Origin of the sequence: Flavobacterium calami (genome assembly GCF_038290035.1) — a bacterium.
GTDB lineage: Bacteria > Bacteroidota > Bacteroidia > Flavobacteriales > Flavobacteriaceae > Flavobacterium > Flavobacterium calami.
In genome coordinates, this window is sequence record NZ_JBBYHS010000015.1 from 17122 (window position 1) to 42904 (window position 25783).

General features: G+C 33.9%; 19 protein-coding genes. 16 read left to right on the forward strand and 3 right to left on the reverse strand.

Going from position 1 to position 25783, the window contains the following annotated elements:
• Positions 1-36 precede the first annotated feature (36 nt).
• From pdxA to AAEO57_RS14625, 9 genes are all read left to right on the forward strand, one after another.
• On the forward strand, positions 37-1086 hold the full coding sequence (gene pdxA, locus AAEO57_RS14585) for a 4-hydroxythreonine-4-phosphate dehydrogenase PdxA (protein WP_341693763.1): 1050 nt from the start codon (positions 37-39) through the stop codon (positions 1084-1086).
• Positions 1087-1192: 106 nt separating this feature from the next.
• On the forward strand, positions 1193-1735 hold the full coding sequence (locus tag AAEO57_RS14590; RefSeq protein WP_341693764.1) for a YceD family protein: 543 nt from the start codon (positions 1193-1195) through the stop codon (positions 1733-1735).
• A gap of 9 nt (positions 1736-1744) precedes the next feature.
• Positions 1745-1939: a 50S ribosomal protein L32 gene (gene rpmF, locus AAEO57_RS14595; RefSeq protein ID WP_163398385.1), complete on the forward strand. Its 195-nt coding sequence runs from the start codon at positions 1745-1747 to the stop codon at positions 1937-1939.
• Between the two features lie 172 nt (positions 1940-2111).
• Entirely contained in the window at positions 2112-3110 is a 999-nt protein-coding gene (locus AAEO57_RS14600; protein ID WP_341693765.1) for a beta-ketoacyl-ACP synthase III, read from the forward strand.
• Positions 3111-3133: 23 nt separating this feature from the next.
• Positions 3134-3619 (forward strand): acetyl-CoA carboxylase biotin carboxyl carrier protein, encoded by a 486-nt coding sequence (gene accB, locus AAEO57_RS14605; protein WP_341693766.1) that lies wholly within the window; start codon positions 3134-3136, stop codon positions 3617-3619.
• Between the two features lie 98 nt (positions 3620-3717).
• The gene (accC, locus tag AAEO57_RS14610) at positions 3718-5064 is read left to right on the forward strand and encodes an acetyl-CoA carboxylase biotin carboxylase subunit (RefSeq protein WP_341693767.1); all 1347 of its coding nucleotides are present in this window, start codon (positions 3718-3720) and stop codon (positions 5062-5064) included.
• A 126-nt stretch (positions 5065-5190) separates the two neighbouring features.
• Complete coding sequence (locus tag AAEO57_RS14615; protein WP_341693768.1) at positions 5191-7023, forward strand: cytochrome-c peroxidase; 1833 nt, start codon at positions 5191-5193, stop codon at positions 7021-7023.
• Positions 7024-7152: 129 nt separating this feature from the next.
• On the forward strand, positions 7153-9318 hold the full coding sequence (locus AAEO57_RS14620) for an alkaline phosphatase PhoX (protein WP_341693769.1): 2166 nt from the start codon (positions 7153-7155) through the stop codon (positions 9316-9318).
• 54 nt (positions 9319-9372) lie between these two features.
• Positions 9373-10275 carry a leucine-rich repeat domain-containing protein gene (locus tag AAEO57_RS14625; protein ID WP_341693770.1) on the forward strand — a complete coding sequence of 301 codons (903 nt, stop codon included), beginning with the start codon at positions 9373-9375 and terminating at the stop codon, positions 10273-10275.
• A gap of 153 nt (positions 10276-10428) precedes the next feature.
• Here AAEO57_RS14625 and AAEO57_RS14630 read toward each other — a convergent pair whose 3' ends face one another.
• A complete protein-coding gene (locus AAEO57_RS14630; RefSeq protein WP_341693771.1) occupies positions 10429-11685 on the reverse strand; it encodes an OmpA family protein in 1257 nt (418 codons plus the stop codon).
• A 576-nt stretch (positions 11686-12261) separates the two neighbouring features.
• On the opposite strand from AAEO57_RS14630, the gene AAEO57_RS14635 reads away from it, so the two are divergent.
• The 5 genes from AAEO57_RS14635 (at position 12262) to AAEO57_RS14655 (ending at position 14974) form a co-directional block, all read left to right on the forward strand.
• Entirely contained in the window at positions 12262-12558 is a 297-nt protein-coding gene (locus tag AAEO57_RS14635) for a hypothetical protein (RefSeq protein WP_341693772.1), read from the forward strand.
• A gap of 28 nt (positions 12559-12586) precedes the next feature.
• Positions 12587-12877, forward strand: a complete 291-nt coding sequence (locus AAEO57_RS14640) for a hypothetical protein (RefSeq protein WP_341693773.1) — start codon at positions 12587-12589, stop codon at positions 12875-12877.
• Between the two features lie 22 nt (positions 12878-12899).
• Positions 12900-13193: a PepSY-like domain-containing protein gene (locus AAEO57_RS14645; RefSeq protein ID WP_341693774.1), complete on the forward strand. Its 294-nt coding sequence runs from the start codon at positions 12900-12902 to the stop codon at positions 13191-13193.
• Between the two features lie 18 nt (positions 13194-13211).
• Complete coding sequence (locus AAEO57_RS14650) at positions 13212-13508, forward strand: hypothetical protein (RefSeq protein ID WP_341693775.1); 297 nt, start codon at positions 13212-13214, stop codon at positions 13506-13508.
• Between the two features lie 125 nt (positions 13509-13633).
• Positions 13634-14974 (forward strand): sigma-54-dependent transcriptional regulator, encoded by a 1341-nt coding sequence (locus tag AAEO57_RS14655; protein WP_341693776.1) that lies wholly within the window; start codon positions 13634-13636, stop codon positions 14972-14974.
• Here the strand turns inward: AAEO57_RS14655 and AAEO57_RS14660 are convergent.
• Entirely contained in the window at positions 14971-17412 is a 2442-nt protein-coding gene (locus tag AAEO57_RS14660; RefSeq protein WP_341693777.1) for an ATP-binding response regulator, read from the reverse strand. The two genes, AAEO57_RS14655 and AAEO57_RS14660, sit on opposite strands and share 4 nt — an antisense overlap.
• 134 nt (positions 17413-17546) lie before the next feature.
• Entirely contained in the window at positions 17547-19448 is a 1902-nt protein-coding gene (locus tag AAEO57_RS14665; protein WP_341693778.1) for a S9 family peptidase, read from the reverse strand.
• A 251-nt stretch (positions 19449-19699) separates the two neighbouring features.
• Here AAEO57_RS14665 and AAEO57_RS14670 point away from each other — a divergent pair, with 251 nt between their 5' ends.
• The gene (locus AAEO57_RS14670) at positions 19700-20812 is read left to right on the forward strand and encodes an NAD(P)/FAD-dependent oxidoreductase (RefSeq protein ID WP_341693779.1); all 1113 of its coding nucleotides are present in this window, start codon (positions 19700-19702) and stop codon (positions 20810-20812) included.
• A gap of 40 nt (positions 20813-20852) precedes the next feature.
• Positions 20853-25736, forward strand: a complete 4884-nt coding sequence (locus AAEO57_RS14675) for a T9SS-dependent choice-of-anchor J family protein (protein ID WP_341693780.1) — start codon at positions 20853-20855, stop codon at positions 25734-25736.
• The last annotated feature ends 47 nt before the right edge of the window (positions 25737-25783 follow it).

Consider the following 25783-nt stretch of genomic DNA (forward strand, 5'->3'; position numbering starts at 1 on the left):
TTGCACATCAAAATTAGTAATAAATAATTGGAGCTCATGAATAAAAAAGCAGAAAATATAATTGTTGGAATTTCAGTCGGAGATTTAAACGGTATTGGAAGCGAAGTTATATTGAAAACATTCGAAGATTCCCGTATGTTGGAATTATGTACGCCGGTTATTTTTGCAAATGCTAAGATTCTTTCCTTTGTAAAAAAGAGTTTTACCTCTACAGTTCAGTTTCATGGAGTAGATAAATTAGATCAGGTAATTCCGGGGAAAGTAAATGTTTATAATCTTTGGAAAGAAGGAGTCGATATTAATTTAGGTACTAATGATGAGAAAATAGGTCAGTATGCTATAAAATCATTTGTTGCAGCTACAAAAGCACTGAAAGAAGGTGAGGTTGATGTGTTGGTAACAGCTCCAATTAATAAATATAATATCCAGTCGGAAGATTTTAAATTTCCGGGGCATACAGATTATCTGGATCAGGAGCTGGAAGGCGATGCGCTAATGATGATGGTTCATGATGATTTGAGGGTAGGACTGCTGACCGATCATGTTCCTTTAAACGAAGTGTCTTCTTATCTGACAGAAGAATTGATTAGGAGAAAAATAAATACCATTTGTAAATCCTTAATTCAGGACTTTAGTATTGTAAGACCGAAAATTGCGGTTTTAGGATTAAATCCACATTGTGGAGACGGAGGTGTTATTGGTAAGGAAGAAGATTTAGTGTTAAAGCCTGTCTTGAAAAAAATATTTGACGAAGGGACAATGGTTTTTGGGCCTTTTCCTGCAGATGGTTTTTTTGGAAGTGGGCAATACGAAAAATATGATGCCGTCGTAGCAACATATCATGATCAGGGATTAGTTCCGTTTAAAACTTTATCTTTTGGGAAAGGTGTAAATTATACAGCTGGTCTGAATAAGGTAAGGACTTCTCCGGATCACGGTACGGCTTATGATATTGCCGGAAAGGATATGGCAGATTACAATTCTTTCAAAGAAGCCGTCTATCTGGCAATTGATGTGTTTCGTTCACGTAATCAGTATGAGGAGATTAGCAAAAAACCTCTTAAAATAAAAGAAAAACAGTTATAAACAAAAAAAGGTCAATAAGATTATTAGTTTTATAATAATTTTATATCTTTGCACCCCAATTCAGGTATCTGAGTTTTAGAACCTAATTGTACAAATTGATGTTGAAATGAGCAAGACAAAAGAATTTTTAATTCCTTTCGTGGGGTTAAAGCTAGGAAAACACCATTTTGAGTATCAAATAAATAATAAGTTCTTTGAGGACTTTGACTATGATGAATTTCAAAATTCAGATATCAAAGTCAGTTTAGTTTTAGATAAGAAAAGCAATATGCTGGAGTTGGATTTCAAACACAAAGGTACAGTAAACGTTCCTTGTGATCTGACCAGTGAAGATTTTGACTTGCCTGTTAAAGGGAAAATGAAGCTCATCGTTCGTTTTGGAGAAGAATTCAATAATGATAATGAAGAGTTGCTCATCTTGCCTCATGGTGAATTTGAAATAGATGTAGCGCAGTACATTTTTGAAATGATTGTATTGTCAATTCCGCAAAAAAGAATTCATCCGGGTGTAAAAGATGGAACTTTGAAGACAGAAGCGCTTACAAAACTAAATGAGTTAAAGGTTAAAGAACAAAAGCAAGAGAGTAAACAAGAAGAAGATATTGACCCGCGTTGGGAAAAATTAAAAAAACTATTAACGGATAAATAATATAGTAAAATGGCACATCCTAAGAGAAAAACCTCGAAAACAAGAAGAGATAAGAGAAGAACACATTATAAAGCTACTGTAGCTCAAATCGCTACATGTCCTGTTACAGGTGAAGCGCATTTATACCACAGAGCTTACTGGCATGAAGGTAAAATGTACTACAGAGGGCAAGTTGTTATCGATAAATCTGAAGCGGTTGCTTAATACATTTTTGTAAATGATATTGGAACTCTCACTATGTGAGAGTTTTTTTTGTTGGATATAACTTTATTTTTTAAAGAATTTTACGACAATACGTTTAGATTTTTTTTTGTAATTTTCACGTCTTTTAAAAATTTTTCAAATAGAAATATTTGAGAGGAAATAATAGAATATAATGAATACAATCACAGCCGCAATTACCGCTGTTGGAGGATACGTTCCTGACTTTGTACTTTCTAATAAAGTACTAGAAACAATGGTTGATACCAATGATGAATGGATTACTACCCGTACCGGAATAAAAGAAAGAAGAATTCTTAAAGATGCTGATAAAGGGACTTCTTATCTTGCTATAAAAGCAGCACAAGATTTAATAGCAAAAGCCAATATTGATCCGTTAGAAATTGATATGGTAATAATGGCAACAGCAACACCGGATATGATGGTGGCTGCTACAGGTGTACATGTTGCTACAGAAATTGGTGCAACTAATGCATTTGCCTACGATTTACAAGCGGCCTGTTCCAGTTTTTTATACGGAATGTCTACAGCAGCAGCTTATGTACAATCAGGTCGTTATAAAAAGGTATTACTAATTGGTGCCGATAAAATGTCCTCAATTGTAGATTATACAGACAGATCTACCTGTATCATTTTTGGTGATGGAGCTGGAGCAGTTTTATTCGAACCTAATTATGAAGGTTTAGGTTTACAGGATGAGTATTTACGAAGCGATGGCGTAGGACGAGATTTTCTTAAAATTCCTGCAGGAGGTTCTTTAATTCCTGCTTCTGAGGAGACCATTAAAAACAGACAGCACAATATTATGCAGGACGGTAAAACAGTGTTTAAATATGCTGTTACTAATATGGCTGATGCAAGTGAATTAATTTTGCAAAGAAATAATTTGACAAAAGAAGAAGTAAGCTGGCTGGTGCCACATCAGGCAAACAGACGTATTATAGATGCTACAGCAGGGAGACTGGATCTTGATGAGTCTAAAGTACTTGTAAATATCGAAAGATATGGTAATACAACTTCTGGAACTTTACCATTAGTATTGGCTGATTTTGAGCACAAGTTCAAAAAAGGAGATAATGTTATTTTTGCTGCTTTCGGAGGTGGATTCACTTGGGGATCTATTTACCTGAAATGGGCTTACGATAAGAAATAAATTAAAACTAAAAACGAATCATTATGGATTTAAAAGAAATTCAAAACCTAATCAAATTTGTAGCAAATTCGGGTGTTGCAGAGGTAAAGTTAGAAATGGATGATGTAAAAATTACCATCAGAACAACTTTAGAGACAAATACAACGGAGGCTACTTATGTACAGCAATTACCAGCTCAGACCGTTATACCTCAGACTGCAGTTCCTCAGGTTACTGCTCCGGTAGTTGTAAATGTAACTTCGGAAGCACCAGCTGCCAACGATTCTAAATATATTACAATAAAATCTCCTATCATTGGAACATTCTACAGAAAACCATCTCCGGATAAACCAGTTTTCACTGAAGTAGGAAGCACAATCGCTAAAGGTGATGTTCTTTGTGTGATTGAAGCAATGAAATTATTCAACGAAATTGAATCAGAAGTTTCAGGTAAAATTGTGAAAATTCTTGTTGACGACATGTCTCCTGTAGAATTTGACCAGCCTTTATTCTTAGTTGATCCATCTTAATTTTAGATCGTTAGATCGTTACATTTTAGACTTTTTCGAAAGTGCTTGAAATCTAATTATCCAATTATCTAATTATCTAATTATCTAATTTTAAAAAGATGTTTAAAAAAATATTAATTGCGAATAGAGGAGAAATTGCACTACGTGTAATTCGTACATGCAAGGAAATGGGAATTAAAACTGTAGCAGTTTACTCTACAGCCGATGCGGAAAGCTTACACGTTAAGTTTGCTGATGAAGCGGTTTGTATTGGTCCTCCTCCAAGTAACTTATCGTATTTAAAAATGTCAAATATTATTGCTGCTGCAGAAATTACAAATGCAGATGCAATACATCCGGGATACGGATTTCTTTCAGAGAATGCTAAATTCTCTAAAATTTGTCAGGAGCATGGAATCAAATTTATTGGTGCAGCCCCTGAAATGATTGACCGAATGGGAGATAAAGCTTCTGCAAAAGCGACAATGAAAGCTGCAGGAGTACCTTGTGTACCAGGTTCTGACGGATTATTAGAATCTTTTGAACATGCACAAAAAACAGCCAAAGAAATTGGTTACCCAGTTATGATGAAAGCTACTGCCGGTGGTGGTGGAAAAGGAATGCGTGCGATCTGGAAAGAAGATGAGCTTTTAAAAGCATGGGAAAGTGCCCGTCAGGAAGCAGCTGCAGCTTTTGGAAATGACGGAATGTACATGGAGAAACTTATCGAAGAACCACGTCATATCGAAATTCAGGTTGTGGGAGATTCTTACGGAAAAGCATGTCACCTTTCTGAAAGAGATTGTTCTGTTCAGCGTCGTCACCAAAAATTGACAGAAGAAACACCTTCGCCTTTCATGACAGATGAATTGCGTACAAGAATGGGAGAAGCTGCTGTAAGAGCTGCTGAGTTCATTAAATACGAAGGAGCCGGAACGGTAGAATTTTTAGTGGATAAACACAGAAATTTCTATTTCATGGAAATGAATACCCGTATTCAGGTAGAGCATCCAATCACAGAACAGGTTATTGATTACGATTTAATTCGTGAGCAGATTATGGTTGCTGCAGGAATTCCGATTTCAGGAAAAAACTACTTACCAGAACTACATGCAATCGAATGTCGTATTAATGCTGAAGATCCTTACAACGATTTTCGTCCTTCACCTGGAAAAATTACTACACTTCATATGCCGGGAGGTCACGGAGTTCGTTTAGATACTCATGTTTACTCTGGCTACAGTATTCCGCCAAATTACGATTCGATGATTGCGAAGTTAATTACAACAGCACAGTCCCGTGAGGAAGCTATCAGTAAAATGAGAAGAGCGCTTGACGAATTTGTAATCGAAGGAGTGAAAACAACAATTCCTTTTCACAGACAATTAATGGATGATCCGAAATACATTGCAGGAGACTATACGACTGCTTTCATGGATACTTTCAAAATGAATAGTCCGGAATAAATAATATTAAACCTCATTGAAAAATGAGGTTTTTTTATGCACTGATTTAACTGAAAAATGCCAATTATTTAATCTGGATTTAAAATTATAGCCAGCTAAAGGAAATATTTTTGCAGACAAAAAAATATGAAATCCTTTTTGTTTCTCGGTATTGCACTTTTTACAGGTTTTGTAATAATGTCATTTAATCCCGGAGATAATGAATATATCACTACAAATGCAATAGTCAATCAGGGTTTAAAAACTTTTAAGGATGAATTGACTGTTTTAAAATCAGACACCCATCTGTTTCAGCAGCATAAAATCTCAAAAGAAGATTTACAGAAATCTTTAAGAAATACCAGAAATTCATATAAAGAAATAGAATTTTATGTTGCGTATCATTATCCTGAATTTTCAAAAACACATCTGAATGCCGCCCCATTATTTCATATTGAAGGGACAGGGACCGCTTCTAATACCTTGCCTCCGGAAGGATTACAGGTTTTGGATGAACTTATTTTTTCAGATGAAGTTGGTACGCAACAGGATAAGATAGTGGAAATAACAGATTTTCTTTATAATAGTTATAATGATTTTTATCTAAGCACATTAAAAAATGGGTTTTCAGAAGAAAATAATAAAACGCTGCCACTACGAATAGAACTTATTAGAATTTACACAATGGGTGTTACAGGATTTGATACGCCGGGATCACTTAACGTTTTCGAAGAATCTATCCATGCTCTTAAAGGAATTGATAACTACATTAAAAAAGATGATTACTTTAAAAAATTTGACACCCAAAAAGCTGAAGACTTATTAGCGGGTAGTATCAAGTACCTTTCTGAAAACACCAATTTTGATTCTTTTGACAGAATAGAATTTTATAAAGATCATCTTCAGCCTTTGTATGAAGAACTGGGAAAATGGGACAATACTCCGGATGATTTAAAAGAAATTTCAGGCTGGAATATTAATAATAAAAACTTTTTTAGTGATGATTTTCTAAATCCTTATTTTTATACACTCTTAAAATCATCTGAAGATAATGCTGAATTGAGGTCTTTGGGAAAAGCAATTTTCTATGACGAAAGTTTAAGCAAAAATGAAAAAATGAGCTGTGCTTCATGTCATTTGCCTGAAAATGCTTTTACCGATTTAAAAACAAAATCCTTAAGTAATGTAGAAGGTAAAACTGTTTTAAGAAACTCTCCTTCTCTGTATAATGCTGTTTTTGCTAAAAGATTCTTTTATGATTTACGCGCTTTTTATCTTGAACAGCAGGTAGAACATGTAATCTATAATGAACAGGAATTTAATACCAGTTATGAAAGTATCATTAAAAAACTAAAAACAAATCCACAGTACAAAAGAGGTTTTAAAAAAGCCTTTAAAAATGGAGATGTCAATAAACAGAACTTCTCTAAAGCCTTAAGTTCTTATGTTGCTTCGTTATATTCTTTCAATAGTGATTTTGATAAATTCATGAGAAACGAAAAAGAAATTTCTGAAGATGCCAAAAAGGGTTATAATCTTTTTATGGGAAAAGCTGCCTGCGCGACCTGTCATTTTGCGCCCCATTTTTCAGGATTAGTGCCTCCTTTTTATAATGAAAATGAATCTGAAGTTTTGGGTGTAACAAAACAGCCATTACAAATATTGCCTATTGAGATTGATGATGATAAAGGAAGAATAAACAGCAATGTAAAAAAAGAAAATTCATGGATTTATGAAAATTCGTTTAAGACAATGACTGTAAGAAATGCGGCTCTTACAAAACCGTATTTTCATAATGGAGCATTTACAACTTTAGAAGAAGTGATCACTTTTTACAATGAGGGAGGTGCTGAAGGAATGGGGCTGGAAATTAAAAATCAGACATTGTCTCCGGATAAACTGAATCTTGATCAAAAAGAAATAAAGCAGCTTATCGCATTTATCAATTCCCTGACAGACATCAGTAAAGTGCAATACTAACTTAATCTTAACAGGTTAACATTTAGTTTAAGATTTGCTAATTTATAACAAGAGTTATTTAAAATAGACTTAATACAAAGTCCGGCAGAGGAAAATAACTTCGCACTGTATAACAAAACACACTATACCGTGAAAAGAAAATTACTTTCAGTTGCCGCTTTTTTATTGATGACTAATTCAGTTATTCAGGCTCAAACTACAATTTTTGATAAAGCTTCATCATGGAGTTATGATGACAAAGGAGTACAATTGGCTGATGAATGGAAAAAACCTGCATTTGATATTTCAGCCTGGAAATCAGGAAATGGGCCATTAGGATATGGTGATCCAGTAACTACTACCATCACAAAACCTTTAAATGCAGCTTATTTTACTAAAGATTTTACCGTGAATTTAGCTGATCTTACCGAGACAGTGGAGCTAGGTGTGATGAGAGATGATGGTATTCTTGTTTTTTTAAATGGAGTAGAAGTAGTAAGGGATAATATGCCTGCTGGAACGATTACCTACGCCACACTTTCAAGTACGACAATTGACGGGACAAATGAAAGTATTTATAATGTTTTCTCCATCCCAAAAGCAAATTTTGTACAGGGAACAAATAGGATTTCCATTGAATTACACAACCGAGGAGCAAGCAGTTCTGATTTGAGAATGGATGCTTATCTTAAGAATACAGCTCCACCAGTAGTTATTCCACCGGATACTTCGTGTAATGACGGAAACCATATTAGCTGTTTTACATCTATTGTACCTACAGCACAGACTTCAAAATTAATTATTCCTACACAGCATAAATTTCAATTGATTCTTAAGGAGGGTGATTCTTATACTGAAGGAGGAGGGTTTGTTGGAGGGCAAAACGATTTTACAGGTTATGTGGCTAAAAAAGTAGGTGGTACGCCAAGCAGTACAGATGGATATCTTTCTGTAAATCATGAGACAAATCCGGGTGGGGTTACGATGGCAGAAATTAATTTCAATGCTACTACCAAACTTTGGGAACTTACAAAGTCAAGAGCTGTAGATTTTTCATCGGCGAGTTTAGTACAAACTATCAGAAACTGTTCAGGAGGAGTTACACCTTGGGGAACTATTGTTACTGCTGAGGAATCTGTAACAGGTAACGATACAAATGGCGATGGATATAAGGATTATGGCTGGTTAGTAGAGATTGATCCTGCTACTGCAGAGGTTTCTTCAAAAAACACCAATGGAACGAAAGGTAAGCTTTGGCAAATGGGGATTATGAATCACGAAAATGTAGTGGTTAATGATGCAGGAACTTTGGCTTATTATGGTGAAGACGGAGGAACACACATGGTATACAAATATGCAATGGATACTCCAAATGATCTTTCGTCTGGGAATTTATATGTTTTAAAACTGGACCAAGGTATAGTAAATGGAGATCCAGTAGGTTCTACAGCGACATGGATTCAGGTTCCGAATAAGACACAAGCGGATCAAAACAATACAACTTCTTTGGCTGAATCTTTAGGAGGAACTAAATTTAACGGAATAGAAGATGTAGAAATAAGTCCGTTAGATGGTAAAATCTATTTTACAGCAAAAGGACTGGATAAAGTATACCGTTTAAAAGATAGCGGAACAACAGCTTCAGAAGTAGAAGTTTTTGTTGGAGGCGGATCAACGGTTTACAATTTATACACAACAGACGGAGTTAAAACAGAAGCCTGGGGAGATGGAAATGACAACTTGACTTTTGATGAATTAGGGAATCTTTGGGTGCTACAGGATGGTGGAAAAAATTACATTTGGGTAATAGCTCCGGATCATACTCAGGCAAATCCTAAAGTTAAACTTTTCGCTTCAATGCCAGCTGGTTCTGAACCGACAGGACTTACTTTTACTCCTGACCATAAATTCGGGTTTTTCTCTATTCAACATCCAGGTTCAGGTATTGATACAGATGTGGATGCAACTGGTAACACGATTGATTACAAAGGAAAATCTGCTACAATAGTTATTGCGCTCAAACAAAATCTGGGTAAAGACGGCTCTTTAGGTACTATTGGTCACAACATACAAAATGATGGTATTGTTTCTCCTAATCCAACTTCAGGAGTTGTAAATATTAATTCGGAGAATCTTAAAAACCTAACGCTTACTGCTTATAACTTGCTGGGACAGATTGTTTATAAGAAAGCTTTCGCCGAAACAAGCTCTGTTTTAGAATTAGATTTCACGGCTCAACTGCAATTTTCAAATATGTTGATTTTAAATATAGAAGCAGATGGTTTCCAAAAAACTGTAAAACTTCTTAAAAAGTAAGTACTAATTTTATTTTTTAGCTGCCGGCATTTACTGTCGGCAGCTTTTATATTTATGAAAAAAATACTTTTATTTATTACAATTATTTTTTCGTTCTCTAATGTAAAAGCGCAAATTGATCCCGTCAAATATCCAACATATACCGATATTGATGCGGCACTTTTAAGCAAAAAAACAGTTTACAGTATGAGTTTCAGGAACAAAGGATTATATAATCTTCCTCCTAATCTTGTAAAAATGGATTCTCTTTTTTTTCTAAATCTAATGGCGAATCATTTAGAGAAAATGGATAGAGTAATATTCTCTCTAAAGGAGCTCGAAATTTTGAATGTAAACGAAAATAGTATCCGGTTTATTCCCTGTGAAATTAGTGAATTGAAAAAGTTAAAAACGTTATCGATGAATCTTAATAGCCTGACGGTTGTAAATTCGGAAATTTCAAAACTCAATAACTTAAAGATTGTACATTTTGATTCCAATAATTTAAGTGTTTTTCCTGAAGCGCTTTTAAGTATACCATCTCTGGAAGAAATAAACCTGCACAGTAATCAGATTAGCAATGTTTCTAACCGGTTAGATAAAATAAAAAACTTAAGATATCTGAATCTTTCGTCTAACCAAATTAACGATTTGGGCGAAATGAGATTACCGAAATATCTAAAATATTTAGAATTGCAAAAAAATCATATTGTGAAAGTCCCTGAAACCATATTTCAGTCTAAAAATATCGAATATCTCAATGTAAGCGATAATGCTATTACTCAGATTTCTCCAAAAATAGGTCAATTAAAAAATGTCGTAAGTATGAATTTGGCCAATAATAAACTAAAAGATCTCCCAGAAGAAATTAAATATCTAAAACAGCTCAAAACTCTAATTCTGGTGGGCAATCCGATGACTAAGGAATCTATTGCTAAATTGAAAGTTTTGATGCCTGAAACCACTATTTATTTTTAAAGTCATAGTTTCAATTCAAAAATATTCCGATAAAATTTAAACCGCAGATAATATGCGGTTTTTATTGTTTTCAATTAAAATTCAATTTTCTAAAAAAAAAGCCACATCAGTAAAGATGTGACTTTTTGATTGTAAGCTGTAATTAACTAATATTTAGTTCTTAATTTTAAAAGTAACTCTTCTTGCTAATTTTCTTGCCAAAGCAGAATCTTTATCAACAGAAGCATCTATACCTCCGCTGGTAATAGTTATTCTTTCAGGAGCTATCTTAGCTTTAGTTAAAATGTTTTTTACATTGTCTGATCTTTCATTAGCTAATTTTTCGTTGTATGAAGAGTTGCCAATCTCATCTGCATAACCTGTAATTTCAACAGTAGCCGAAGGGTTGTTTCTTAAGTAGTTCAATACAAAGTTAATTCCGTCTAAAGAAGCTTCTGTTGGGGTAGATTTGTTGAAATCGAAATAAGCAGCAACATAACCTCCGTTAACTAATTTTGTAATTGATTCTTTATCACTTACAGGATCGTCACCACTAGTAGCTTTTGGATAAGTTTTGGTTAAGTAACGCTCTAATTCATCTGGAATTGCATTATTGTTCGTGTCAATAGCTCTTCCTTTAGAATCTACCATAAGTCCGGCGATGGTATTTGGTTCAAGATCCAGATAATCAGCCACACCATCTTTATCAGAATCAATCAGCATTTTTTCAAGTTCATCAACTCTGTCTTTTAAAGCTGTAGCTTCTCTGTCGGTAATTATGATCCAGTCTGCATGTTTTTGGCTTTTACCAAGATAAACAGTTAAACCTAATGTCCCATTAAATAAAGCTCCTGCAAAACCTTTTTCAGGGTTTTTAGCTGCGGCATCGTAAGTATTATCCTGAAGAGCGTTAACTATTGTTGTAAAATCTGCTGTAAGTGCTAATTTGTCTGATAATTTAATTTGTGTAGTTACACCGACCATGTAATTGATCATTTTGTCATCTAATGAAGAATTTTTATCTTCAAAGTAAGCACCCCCAAATCCCGTATGTAACAATAAACCAATAGTATTAGTCCAGGTTTGAAAGTCCATAATACGGCCCAAATTAGCTACACCCTGAATGTCAAATCTGTAATATTTGGTATCAAAAGGCTTTGAGCCTTTTCCTTCCTGAAAACTGTTGAAACCAAAATCAGCTTTTAAACCGAATTTAGTGTTGAACATGTATCGCGCACCCAAATCTACAACGTACGGACTTACTTTTTCCGTGTAGTATTTCATAGGCTGGGTTGGTTTGTTAATTCCTCCAGCAAATTCGATAGACCATTTATTGAAATCTACATCTGTTAAACTTTCACCAATGCTTGTCTGAGCGGTAACATCCCCCAATGTCGCAATTAGAACAAGTAATAGTATAATTTTTTTCATTTTACAATTTTTTAAATTTTGTGCAAAAATAGGATATTAATGCTAAAAATTAAGAAGTTGGGCGCAATTCTGCCCAGATGAAGAACAATTATATGAAAAAACAGGTTACTCAATATTTTTATTGATAATATTCGGTTTTAAGGCACGTTTTTTTCAATAAAATGAACTGATTAAATTTCTGTTTATCAAACAATTGACCTGAAAAGTAAGGTTAGTATTTCAAATTAAGTACAGCCAAACTGATGATGCGTTAGATTGTTTCGCTGATCTGTCTAAATCGAGGAAAAATCTTGTGGATAAATTCTTAATTTTTGGATTACAGAATAAAAATCATGTTCAGAAATCCTTTTCTCGAAATTACATATAATTGATAACAAACCTTTGTTTTGTATACTTTTTACACACTATGTTTTTAAAATTACACACAAACAACTCTTTTTAAATCAGAACGTTTTCTTGGTTAATTCCTTTAAAAATAGTACTTTAGGTGGTTTTGAAAGTGTATTTTAAGTTACGGCATAATAATTTCTTTACCTTAAGCGTAGAAAACTATTAATAATTTAAAATATACACATTATGAAAAATTTATTTTTATCAGCCGCAATCGTTTTGGGAGGTTTAACTTCTTTCGCATCAACCTCTCCAGTTTCAAATACTATTGTAAAAACAATTTCTGTTCAGGATGAATATACAGAAGTAAAATTAGAAGAAGTACCAACTGCTATTACTGATGCTCTTAAAAAAGCATATCCGGATGCAGTACTTTCAAAAGCCTATAAAAATGCAAAATCAGAATATAAACTGGATGTTACTGTAGGAGACAAGGTAGGTAATCTTTTTGCAAATGCAGACGGTACCTGGATCAAAAAATAATCACAATAATCTTTAAAAAAATATTATTATGAAAAAGTTAATCTTATCGGCAGCTATCCTTTTAGGAGGGTTGTCACTTCAGGCAGCTACACTGAGTTCAATAAATCCTGTTATCAAATCAGTAGATGTTCAGGATGAATATAAAGAAGTTGATGCTGTACCTGCAGCAGTTAAAACAGGTTTAGATAATGCGTATCCAGGTGTAAAACTTGATAAAGCTTATGTGAACGATAAAAAAGAGTATAAAATCGAAATAACAGTAAGAGGAGAAAAATCTACTGTTTATACAGATGATAAAGGAAATATCATTAAAAAATAATCCGAAATAAAAACCAATAATTATGAAAAAGCTAATCTTATCTGCAGCAATTATTCTGGGAGGATTATCGGTTCAGGCAGCTGCTCCGGTTATAACAGCTTCAGTTCTTCCTGTAAATATTCAGGATGAATATACAGAGGTTACTGCAGATGCAATTCCGGCAGCTGTAAAATCTACAGTTGAAAAATCTTTTCCAAACACTAAGCTTGAAAAAGCGTACAAAAATCAGAAAAACGAGTATAAACTTGAGATTTCCAATGGAGATAAAAAGTATACTATTTTTACAGATGCATCAGGAAACATCATTAAAAAATAATTTTTTAAAATCAGTATTATGAAAAAGTTAATCTTATCCGCAGCGATAATCCTTGGAAGTTTATCAATTTATGCATCAACAGCTAATGATGCAGAACCAGTAAAAACTACTGTAAATTTTCAGTCAGCATATACTGAGATTAAAACAGATGAAGTACCTGCTGCCGTAAAAACAGCACTCGAAACTGCTTATCCAGGTGCTAAACTGGAAAAAGCTTATGTAAACGAAAAAAAGGAATACAAATTAGACATAGCAGTTGGAGACCAGAAGGCTACTGTTTACTCAGATGCCAATGGGAACTGGTTAAAAATATAATTAGGTGAATTAGATTTATGTTTTTGGTGAAAAAGAGATTGCTACGGCAGTCTCTTTTTTTTTGCATAATTTTGTGAAAATACTGTATTAATAGTGGTATTTTAGCAAAAAAGTCCCAAAAAGTAATGCCAAAGATATTATTAATAGAAGACGATATTTCGTTTTGCAAATTATTAGAAAAGTTTCTGATAAAAAAGACGTTTGATGTAACTATTGCTTTCTCAGCAGAAGAAGCCCGATCCTATATCAAAAAAGAATCTTTCGATTTGATTTTGACGGATCTTCGTTTGCCAGATGCTGACGGTATTGTTTTGATGACCGAATTCAAAACTTCCTATCCTGAAATTCCTGTTATACTTATGACAGGCTACTCTGATGTAAATACGGCCGTAAAAGCAATTAAAAACGGCGCCTCTGATTATATTTCGAAGCCATTTAATCCTGATGAAGTTTTATTGGTGATTACAAACGCATTGCAAACTTTTCCGGTTGAAAAAGAGGTTGTAAAAGAAAAAAAACTTCCCCAAAAACTGGTTTCTGCTGAAAACGAATTTGTAAAAGGAATTTCTGTTGCCTCCAAAAAATTATTAGAGCATATTAAACTTGTCAGTCCAACAGATATGTCTGTTTTGATTATTGGTGAAAGCGGAACAGGAAAAGAAATTATTGCCAAAAGTATTCACCAGCAAAGTCATCGTAAAAACAATAATTTTATAGCTGTTGACTGCGGTGCAATTCCGAAAGAATTGGCTGCGAGTGAGTTCTTCGGTCATTTAAAAGGATCTTTTACCGGAGCAATCAGTGATAAAACAGGTTATTTTGAAGCGGCAAACGGCGGAACTATTTTTTTGGATGAAATAGGAAATCTTTCGTATGAAAACCAAATTCAGTTGTTGAGGGCGCTTCAGGAACGAAAAATAAAACCGGTCGGCAGCAACAAAGAAATCAATGTTGATATCCGGATTATTACTGCAACCAACGAAGATTTGCGTGAAGCTGTTAAAAACGGAGATTTTCGTGAAGATTTATACCACCGAATCAATGAATTCTCCATTCAGTCGCCTTCATTGACAGACAGAGGAGAGGATTTGATGGTCTTTGCTGATTACTTTTTAGAAAAAGCCAACCAGCAGTTAAACAAGGATATTATTGGTTTTTCACCAGAAGTGGTAGCCATTTTTCAAAAATACAGCTGGCCGGGAAATTTACGCGAACTTCAAAACTGTATCAAACGCGCTACACTTTTGTCTCAGGGAGATTTCATAGAAAGTGATGTTTTACCAATCGAATTTTTTCAATCGGAAAAAAGGGAGAATTCAGGAAGTTTCTCTTTGTCTGATAATGAAAAAGAAGCTATTATTCATGCTTTGTCGAGAACCCAAAATAATAAATCTGAAGCGGCAAAGCTGTTGAAAATAACCCGAAAAACACTTTACAATAAACTGAAACAGTACAATATTGATTAAAGATTTTCTTTCTTTAGACTATCAAAAAGCCAATCGATTTTGATTTTTAAATTATTGTAAAGAGCTTCCAAATCCGAATTTTGCAAAGTATTTTGTTCTAATTTTTTTAGAATTTCTCCGGTTTCATGTGCCTGAATTTGTCTGAACATTGGTGCCATCCTATGACTGATTGCATTTACTTCGGCTATGTTTTTTTTCTGAACCGCATATTCCAAAGCGTTTAAATTTTGCTTTGTACTTTCTATAAATGATTCAATAAATTCCTTTGCCGATTCAGTATCGTTTCCTAAAAACTCTTTTAAGGTTTCTAAAGAATATGATTTTGAAGAAATTTCTTTTTCGTTTTTTACAATTGTATTATCAAAAGTTATAGTGTTGTCTAAAACTTTCTGTATGGTTTCAAGTAAGACTTTTGGAGAATAGGGTTTGTTTATTACTGTCGAAAAACCAGCGTCCGTATAAGTAGAAAAATCCAAATCTGTTCTTCCTGTGATAGCAATAATGGGCTGATTTTTATAAAATGAATTGGTTTTACTTTTTAATTTTTTAACAAACAAAAACCCGTCAATTTCAGGCATTTGAATGTCTGTAATGATAAAATCAAAATCAGTGTTCCGGATAGTTTCTAAGGCTTCAGCTGCGCTTATAAATGATAAAACCTGATGTTTCTGCTGTTTTAAAACAGTGCTGGTCAAATTCAGTAAATTGATATCATCATCCAGAACAATAAAAGTAAATTTTTCAGAATTCGAAATTATTTCTTTTTGTTCTGGTTCGGGTAAAGCTACACTTGTATCGAACAACAGCGGAAGTTTAATTTTAAAAGTACTTCCTTCTCCAAACGTACTTTCAAGATTTAATTTTCCACCTAAAATCGAAATAATTTTCTGGCAGATAGCAAGGCCTAAACCTGTTCCGCCGTATTTTTTTTCGATGTTTTCATTGGCCTGGGCAAATTCTTCGAATACGAGTTTCTGATTTTCTTTCTCAATTCCAATACCGGAATCTTCAATGGTAATGGCAAAAAAATCATTGTCTTCGGCAACATAAGCACTGATTCTTATGAAACCCTGTTCGGTAAATTTATAGGCATTTCCAACAATGTTGCTCAAAATCTGTTTCAGACGAAACGGATCTCCAACAATTTTTGTATTTAGCTTTTCATCCACATTAATGATGAGGTCAATGTTTTTTTGTGTGTAAACGGTCTGAATACTTTTGGCCACTTCATCAATGATTTCTGGTAATAAAAAAGGAACTTTTTCTATCGTAATTTTGCCGGCTTCAATTTGAGAAAAATCCAATAAATCCTGAACCAGCTGGGTGATGTATTCTGAAGAATTCTTAATGTTTTTAATAAAATACGATTGTTTGGTACTGACATCAGAATTGCCCAAAAGTTCAGAATACCCTACAATCGTGCTCAATGGCGTTTTTAAATCATGACTTACGGTAGAAATAAGCTGCTCCCGGCTTTTTAGAAGGTTTTTGGTTTTAAAATTGGCAATCTCCAGCTGCTTTTTATACAATTGGGATTTCGAATAATCGCTTACGATTAAAATAGAGAAAAGAATCGTAAGTAATAAACCCGTAACGGCCGAAGCGGTAACAATTTTATTAACTTTTTTAAGCGACTTTTCTTTTAATGAATTGTTTTTGATAGAGTTGATGATAATTTCCCGTTCAATAATCCGGAGCACTTTTCGGAGCTGTTCAGAAATGGCAATTTCATTTTTAAGCAGCTTGTTTTCTTCAAAATTGAGCGATTCCTTTTTCTTCTCTGCTTTTTGTTTTACGTCACTCAAAAGTTTTTTAGAATTGGCCAAAATCGAATCAGAAGCTTGTTTGCTCAGGGTATTTGTACTGTCATCCGGAATATTCTGGTTGAGGTAATCAACATATTTTTGCAGCACACTACGCTGATAGCTTCCAAGTTCATTCGGACTTTTGGTAAAATCCTGAAGTTCCAGTTTTCTGAGCTTAAACTCCATTTTGGTAATTTCATCGATAGCAGTATTTACAGAAACTTCATCATCAGCTTTGTTTTTGATGGTTTTTAATTTTCGGATGTTTTCTGTTTTTTCAGACAGAAAGTAAGTGACACTGTCTAATAAAGTTTTTTCATATTGCGAATTGACAATCTGTTTTAATGTGTCAATCCTTGATTTTAAAGAATCTGTTTCAATAAGATAACTTTTAAAATCCTTTTCAGAATTGGTCTGAATCGTTTTACGTGCCAGACTTTCTGTTTTATATACGTTTGAATAAAGCTTGCTGACCCTTAAAATTTTTGTTTTTTCAAGGGCAATTTTATCTTCGAGTCTGTTGTAGATTACATTTTCAGAATATAAAAACCAGCCTACGGTAACAACCAGTGCCAGTAATGCAACATAGCTAAGAAGAACCTTGATAGGCATGTAGCTTTTTTTACTTTCCATAAAATGTTATTGAGATTGTTTTAAGAATTGATTACTGCAATTTATTCAATATTTTCTGTTTTAAAAAGCCAAACTTTCTTTAAAAAAAGAGGCCACAGACTGTAAATCTGTGGCCGTTTTATTTTCTTTATTTATTAAAGGGTTTCGTTGAGCCATTTAAAAAATTCGTTTTGCCATACCTGTGCGTTTTGAGGTTTTAGAACCCAGTGATTTTCATCTGGGAAATAAAGAAAACGGCTTTTGATTCCTCTTAATTGTGCCGCCTGAAAAGCTTCCTGACTTTGCCCGATTGGAACACGAAAATCTTTTCCGCCCTGCACAATTAAAATAGGCTTGTTCCAGTTTCCAACCAAAGTAGCAGGGTTAAAAGTCGTGTATGTTTTTTGAGCAACTGCATTGTCTTTTTCCCAGTAAGCTCCGCCAAAATCCCAATTGTTAAAGAAAACTTCTTCGGTAGTTCCAAACATACTTTGTGTATTGAAAACCCCGTCATGAGCGATAAAAGTCTTAAAACGGTTTTTGTGAATTCCGGCCAGATAAAATACAGAATATCCTCCGTAGCTTGCGCCCACACATCCTAAACGGCTTTTGTCTACGAAGTTTTCTTTGGCAACATCATCAATCGCAGACAGATAATCGTCCATAACCTGTCCGCCCCAGTCTTTACTGATCTGTTCGTTCCATTCTACACCATGACCCGGCATTCCGCGACGATTTGGCGCTACAACTACATAGCCTTTAGCAGCCATTAAGGAGAAATTCCAACGGAAAGAATACGATTGTGTTAACGGACTTTGAGGTCCTCCCTGACAGAACAATAAAGTTGGGTATTTTTTTGAAGCATCAAAATTGGGAGGCAAAATTACCCAAACCAGCATTTTTTTGCCATCAGTTGTAGTCACATAACGCTTTTCGGTTTTGCTAAGGGCTAACGTTTTGTATGTTTCTGTGTTAATGTTTGATAATTGCTTCCAGGTGTTTTTCTTTAAATGAAAAGAATAAATTTCTGAAGCGTGATTCATATCAGAACGTGTTACGATAATATCATCACCAGCAAAACCAACTAAATCATTAACATCAAAATCTCCATTTGTCAACTGACGAACCGTAATTGCAATTCGGGTCACTCCTGGAAAATTGACAATAAAAAGTTGTTTTGTCCCGTCAACCGGAGCTGTAAAATACACATTTTTACCATCTTTGCTCCAGATAAAGTTATCTACAGTTCCGTCCCAGTTTGCGGTTAAGTTTTGTTTGATTCCTTTAAACTCAACAATAATATCGTTTTTATCAGATTCATAACCGTCACGTTTCATTTGCAGCCAGGATAAATTTCCTGTTGGAGAGAATTGCGGAGCAGTATCGTAACCCAAATTGTCTTCGGTTCTGTTTACTGTTTTTTGAGTTTCTAAATTGTACTCATAAATATTCGTATTGGTAGAAATAGCATATTCGGTTCCTGCTTTTTTCTTGCATACATACAAAATGTTTTTGCTGTCCGGAGACCAGATATAATCTTCATCACCTCCAAAAGGTTTTTGCGGACTGTCGAAATTTTCACCTTTTAAAATGTCAATTCCTTTTGCACCGTCTTTGTTTTCTTTATAAAAAACATGATTAAATTTCCCTTCGTTCCAGGTATCCCAATGACGATAATCCAGTCCGTCATAAATTTGGGCATCCGATTTGTCAAGATTTGGATAGAAATCTTTACCTAATACTTTTTCCAGTTTTACTTCTTCATTATATATCAGATATTTTCCGTCAGGCGAAATGTTTTTGTCGGTCAGAACTTCTTTGGTGTCTTTAATTTCAGTTGCATTTCCGCCGTTTACCGGCATAATGTAAAATTTAGAATTCGATTTGTTTTCCTCTACAGAAGGAATGGAAACCTTAAAAACCACATTTTTACCATCTTTCGAAAGTCCAAGTGGTGTTACTCTTCCTAGTTTCCATAGTAATTCCTGCGACATTACATTTTGTCCGATAGCGCTTAAACTCATCATTATTAAGGTTATAAATAATACTTTTTTCATAATAAAATTCTATTTTCTGTGGGGCTAAAAATACAACATTTAAAGCCTGGATAGTTAAATTTCAAATTTCAATAATTGTTAAAATTTAGAAAATCAAATTCCAATTTTTAAATTCTAAAAACTACAGTGGGAATTTTTGTATCACGAATAAATTTAAAAACAAAGTTTTGAATTTGAAATTTAAAAAATTGTAATTTACACCAAGATTGGAATTTGGGATTTTTAAAATTGGAATTTAACAAAATGCAAAGATGGAACTAAGTTATTGGGAACTAAAAAACTGGTTTACAAATGTTGATTATACCATAGTCGGGAGTGGGATTGTAGGTCTTCATACAGCACTACGCTTACGCGAAAGATTTCCGGAAGCAAAAATTCTCGTATTAGAAAAAGGAATGCTGCCTCAGGGAGCAAGTACCAAAAATGCCGGTTTTGCCTGTTTTGGAAGTATTTCTGAAATTATGGAAGACCTAAAAACACACACGGAAGAGGATGTTGTTCAGTTAATAGAAAAACGCTGGCAGGGTCTGCAGTTGCTTCGAAAAAGACTTGGGGATAATGTCATAGATTTCAGGCCTCACGGCGGTTATGAATTGTTTTTGAAAGAGGATGAATCTGGATTTAATGAATGTATTTCTAAAATTCCTTTTATAAATGAAGTCCTGAAACCAATTTTTAAAGCAGAAGTTTTTACTAAAGAAATTGACCGTTTTGGATTTGAAAACATTCAGGAGTATTTGATCTTTAATCCTTTTGAAGCGCAGATCGATACCGGAAATATGATGCAGGAATTGCTCAAACAGGCTGTTGCTGCTAATATCTTAATTCTGAACCAGCAAACGGTAACTTCTTATACTGATGCCGGAAACCATGTTGAAGTAATACTGAATGATTTTAGTTTTAATTCTAAAAAATTACTTTTTGCTACTAATGGTTTTGCAGAATCTTTGACAAATGGAGCTGTAAGACCTGCTCGTGCTCAAGTTTTAATAACAAAGCCAATTGAAGGCCTGGATATCAAGGGGACTTTTCATCTCGATCGGGGTTATTATTATTTTAGAAATATCGGGAATAGAATTTTATTAGGAGGCGGTAGAAATCTGGATTTTGCAGCAGAAAACACATCAGAATTTGGTCAGACGAAAATTATTCAAAATAAATTGGAGAATTTACTTATTAATGTAATTTTGCCACATCAAAATTTTCAAATTGAACATTGGTGGAGCGGTATAATGGGGATTGGAAATAGTAAGAATCCAATAGTTACGCAGTTATCAGAAAATGTCTTTTGCGGAGTGCGTTTGGGAGGAATGGGAGTAGCAATAGGAAGTTTGATAGGAACAGAATTAGCAGATTTAATATAACACGTTTAAACGAAACCACTAACTAAAAACAATCCCAAACATGCAAAAAACTACACTTGTTGTTCTTTTTTCTATTTTTAACCTACTTTTTTTACGAGCAAACCCAATTGCCGAAAACAAAATTGCAGAACCTAATTTTAGTGTTACCGTTTCTTATACAGGAGATGTTGAGGTTACATTTAATGATTATGACTTTATGTCAACTTATGAATGGCAATTTGAATACGGTCCAATTGGTTTTAAATCCGGACAAGGCACCGTTAAAAGTGTTTCAGGGATTCACTTTTATAGATTTACAGTAAATCCTTTATATGGCTATGATTTTAGAGTGAGACAAAGATATTTAACCAACAATAATCTTGTGTGGACAGATTGGTCTGCAGCAAAAACAATTTTTCCAACAAGTGATAAAGTTTTTTCGGTAGGATATACAACAAATTTTGATACTCAAAGCGAAACAAAATTAGAATGGAGGGGATTAATTTATAAGAATTCTTCCAGTACTGCAGGGATCTATCCGAGCCAAGACAATCATAGTGAGAGTAATAAACCAGGATTTTCAATGAGCATGACAAATTATAATTATGCTACCGGTTCTGAAATAGCTTTAGTATCTCCAAAATTTAATGATTTGGCAACTGACCGAAAAATAAAATTTTGGACTTATGGCTATGGTAGTGATAGTGAATTGCTTGTAGGAACAATGACAAACCCAAATGATCTAAGTACTTTTCATTTGCTTTCACGTCCAGAAACTACACAGGGCTATGGCTGGCATCAGAAAACTGTATATTTTAATAATTATAAAGGCGGTGATCAATATATTGTGTTTTTATTTAAAAGAAAATATTATGGTGCCAATGAAGAGATAACTATTGATGATTTTAGCTATGAAACGGCTGCGAATTGTTATGATCTGACTAATTTTTCGCTGACAAATGTAGAACAGAATTCGGCTCAGATAAGTTTTGATTCTCAAAATCAAAATGATTATGAAATTAGTTTAACCAATGTTGTTCGTCGTACGACCGAAATTGTAAAGTTTCAGGGCAGTCTTTACACTCTAACAAATTTAATTGGGAATACAGATTATGAAATTAAAGTAAGAGCTCATTGTATTGATGATTTATATTCTAACTGGACAAAAACGATTAGTTTTAAAACTCCTTGTGCAGTAATTTCGGGATATTACAGTACCTCGTTTGAAGGTGCAAAATATGTCGATCCCTGCTGGAGTACAATTGAAAATAATTGCTTAGTAAGATCTAGCATGGAAAATCTGGGAGAAACACCAAAACTTATAGCCAAAACAGGTGAGGCAAGTATCAGAATGTCGGATTTTGTAGGAACTTTAAATGTAAACAAAGCTTATCTCATAACACCCTATATTGGAGACTTAGATGCCGATAAAAGAATAAAATTTAGCCTGATAACTTATAGTGGAGAGGATACATATAACCGAACAAGTCTTACAATTGGAACAATGTCTGATCCTAAAGATGCCTCAACATTTGTAGCCTTAAAGTCGATTTTGCCTTCAGAAATGAATGAGCTCCAAAATGATAACAAATCTTCAGAATGGAAAGAGCATACCGTTTATTTAGATAATTATATAAAAAGCAATAATCATCATTACATTGCAATTAGGTATAATAATGAAGGTAAATCACAATTTAATATTGATGATTTTATATATGAGAAAGCTCCTTCTTGTAATGAACCCCTAAACCCAGTGACAGTCGATTTTGGATATGATTTTGCAATAGTAAAATGGGATAACTATAAACCAGCCTCAGAATGGCAGGTCGAATATGGACCAAAAGGTTTTGAGCATGGAAAAGGAACAATTGTTACGGCAACAGGTTATCCTTTTAAAATTACAGAATCGATATTAGGGGGAACTGATTATGACTTTTATGTGCGTTCTAAATGTGGAAGTAATTACAGCCCATGGTCAGATAGGGGATACTTTAGAACAAATTGTGAAGGTTTTACGGAAGGTTACACTGACGGTTTTGAAAATGTTTCTTTTGAAAAGACAGGATGCTGGACCAGAATAGTGCCTTACTTTAATGAAAGATGGTATAATAAAAATCGTTACATTTCTGAAATAAAGGGGAGTGCTGGAACTTTGATACACAGTGGTACCAAATCTATTTGTGTGACCAACCAAACAGATGACCCTTTTCCGACTGGTACAGGTGAGGATGCTGATCGTGTTGTATTAGTATCACCAAGACTGAAAGATCTTGACCACTATAAAAAAATTGTTTTTTGGTTGAAAACAAGAGCAGGAATTTCAAAGGGGCCAGTAGAAGTTACCATCGGGACATTAGCTGATCCTAGAGATTATAATACGTTTACGACCTATAAGGTTTTAACTGTTCCTGTCGGAAATAATGATAAGTGGATCAAATATGAAGTAGAGTTTTCAGATTATTACGGAACAGATAAGTTTGTTGGTTTCAAACATAGTTCCAAAAACCAGCGATTGGATTACTTTTATATTGATGATTTTGAATATATTCAAAATGAATGTCCAAGATCCGGACTATTAGGTGCCAGACAATCAGGATCTGATAGTGTTTCTTTGGATTGGAGAGATAATAACACAAAAAAAACATCAGAAAGCTGGGATATAGAATATGGACCAAAAGGTTTTGCAGATGGCCAGGGAATTCTTATCAATGTGAATACTAACCCATATAATTTGACAGGTTTAGCGCAAGGAATCTATGACTATCGGGTGCGTGCATATTGCGAAAAAGCAATTGTAAGTGAATGGTCAGATCGTTATACCTTTAAAATTGGATGTACAGAAAAAGCGCCATTTATTGAGAATTTTGATCAATATCCGCTGTCTAATGAAATTCCTAATTTTTGCTGGACTAAAAATAGTTTTATTGATACTCAGCTCTACGAATATCATTTACCAAATATAAATAGCGGACCAAATGTCTTTTATCTCCAAAACAATGAGGACACTGCACTTTTGGTATCGCCTTATTTAGATGATTTTGATCAAAATAAAAAAATTAAATTTTGGCTTAATCAGCAAATAACTAATGCCAATTTGAAATTTGCTAACTTGATTATTGGAACTATTAAGAACCCTATTGATATAAGTACTTTTGAACCTTATCAATATATTTCATTAGAAGAATTACGAAACCTTCCTGTATACGGAAAAGAGATAAACGTTGACTTTTCTGAATACAAAGGAGCTAATAAACAAATCGCTTTTCGATTTGTAGCTGAGAATTTAGAATTTCAAGGGACCAATAGGGTTTTAATTGATGATATTTATTACGATCACACTTTGTCATGCAAGGATCCTGTTGATGTTGTGTTTTCAAATATAAATAGTGAATCATTGCAAATAAACTGGACTTCTAAAAATAAAACATCAGAAAACGTGGAGATAGAATATGGCCAGACAGGTTTTATTCCCGGAACAGGTAAAATTATTGTTGTCAATACAAATGAAATTAAGATTTCTAATTTAGCAGAAGGAACTTCCTATCAGTTTTATCTAAAAACAGTTTGTGATTCTGGAAATTCGATTGTGGTGGGGCCAAAGAAAATTGAAACTACCTGCAAAAGCAAATCGCTGCCGTGGATAGAAAATTTTACCAATTTAGCAAATTATGGGGCAAATGTATTGCCGGACTGCTTTAAGCTCTTGTATGGAGATTTGACATTAGAAAAGACTGCTGTTTCAGATAATTATTACAATTATGGCCCAGATTATATACGTACCGGATATGATGATACAAGTTATTTGCATATAAGAGGGAGTCATCGTACAGAATTGATGACGCCCATGTTTTTTCTGACTGCCGGCACAACATATAAATTTAGTTTAAAAGCCCGAAATAGTTACGAGTACAGAACGCAGGGAGTCGGTCTTTCTGTGGGTAGAGGACAGAACGACTACAATATGGAGACAAATATATCAACATCGGGTTCAGGTAGACTTACAGAATATAATTATACAGATCTGTCCTATTACTTTACTCCTATGATTTCTGGTGATTACAGTTTTTTGATGAATTTTTCAAACTTCGGTGCTCCTAATTTAGTGGCAGATAAATTTGAATTAAAGGAAGGGTATAAAGCAGCTGTTGATGGAAATAAAGCATTAACTGTTTATGATTTTCAAAATGAAATTTCAGATGATGTAATTTTAGAAGAAACTACAAGTTCTTATATCGATGTTGAATCTGATAATCAATCCATCAATAATAAAATTGCTGTGATGAAAGGAAATAGCAGTTCTGATGAGTGGGTAACTGCGTCTAATAACTCTGCTTCCGGGAAAACAGCAGAAAATTCAGTTTCGGTTTGGGAATTAAACCAAAGGAGCATTACAAAAGTTAACACAAAAGTAGATGCTACAAAAGCTACTTCTTTGTTTATGAGTTTTGACCTGAAACAGACTTTTGTTAACAGTAATATCGAATCGATGTTTAGGGTTGTTGTAAACGGTAACGTTTTAGGTGAAATAATAAAACCCGAAAAAAATAGTGGAGACAATTTTGAAAAATATTTGTTTGACTTAACTCCGTATGTAGGTTCAGAAATTAGAATTTCGCTGCAGCATATCGGAAAATCTTATTTAGGAGATAATGCATATTTAGACAATCTTAGCTTTGCTAAAACAGTCGAAAGTTTATCGATAGATGAAAATAAAATGACTGATTTTAAATATTATCCAAATCCAGTAGAAAATATTTTAAATATAGAAAGTAATTCAATAATTTCGAATTTAGAAGTTTATGATGTAAACGGACAATTGCTTTTTGAGAATAAATATTCAGATTCAAAAATATCGGTCGATTTTAAACGATTTTCAGCTGGTTTGTATTTGATTGTTTTAAAAAGTGAAGAAAAGAAACAAATTTTTAAAGTGATTAAAAAATAATTGTAAGCTCTAGTTTGGATGGTGCAATTAATAAATAGAATTCAATA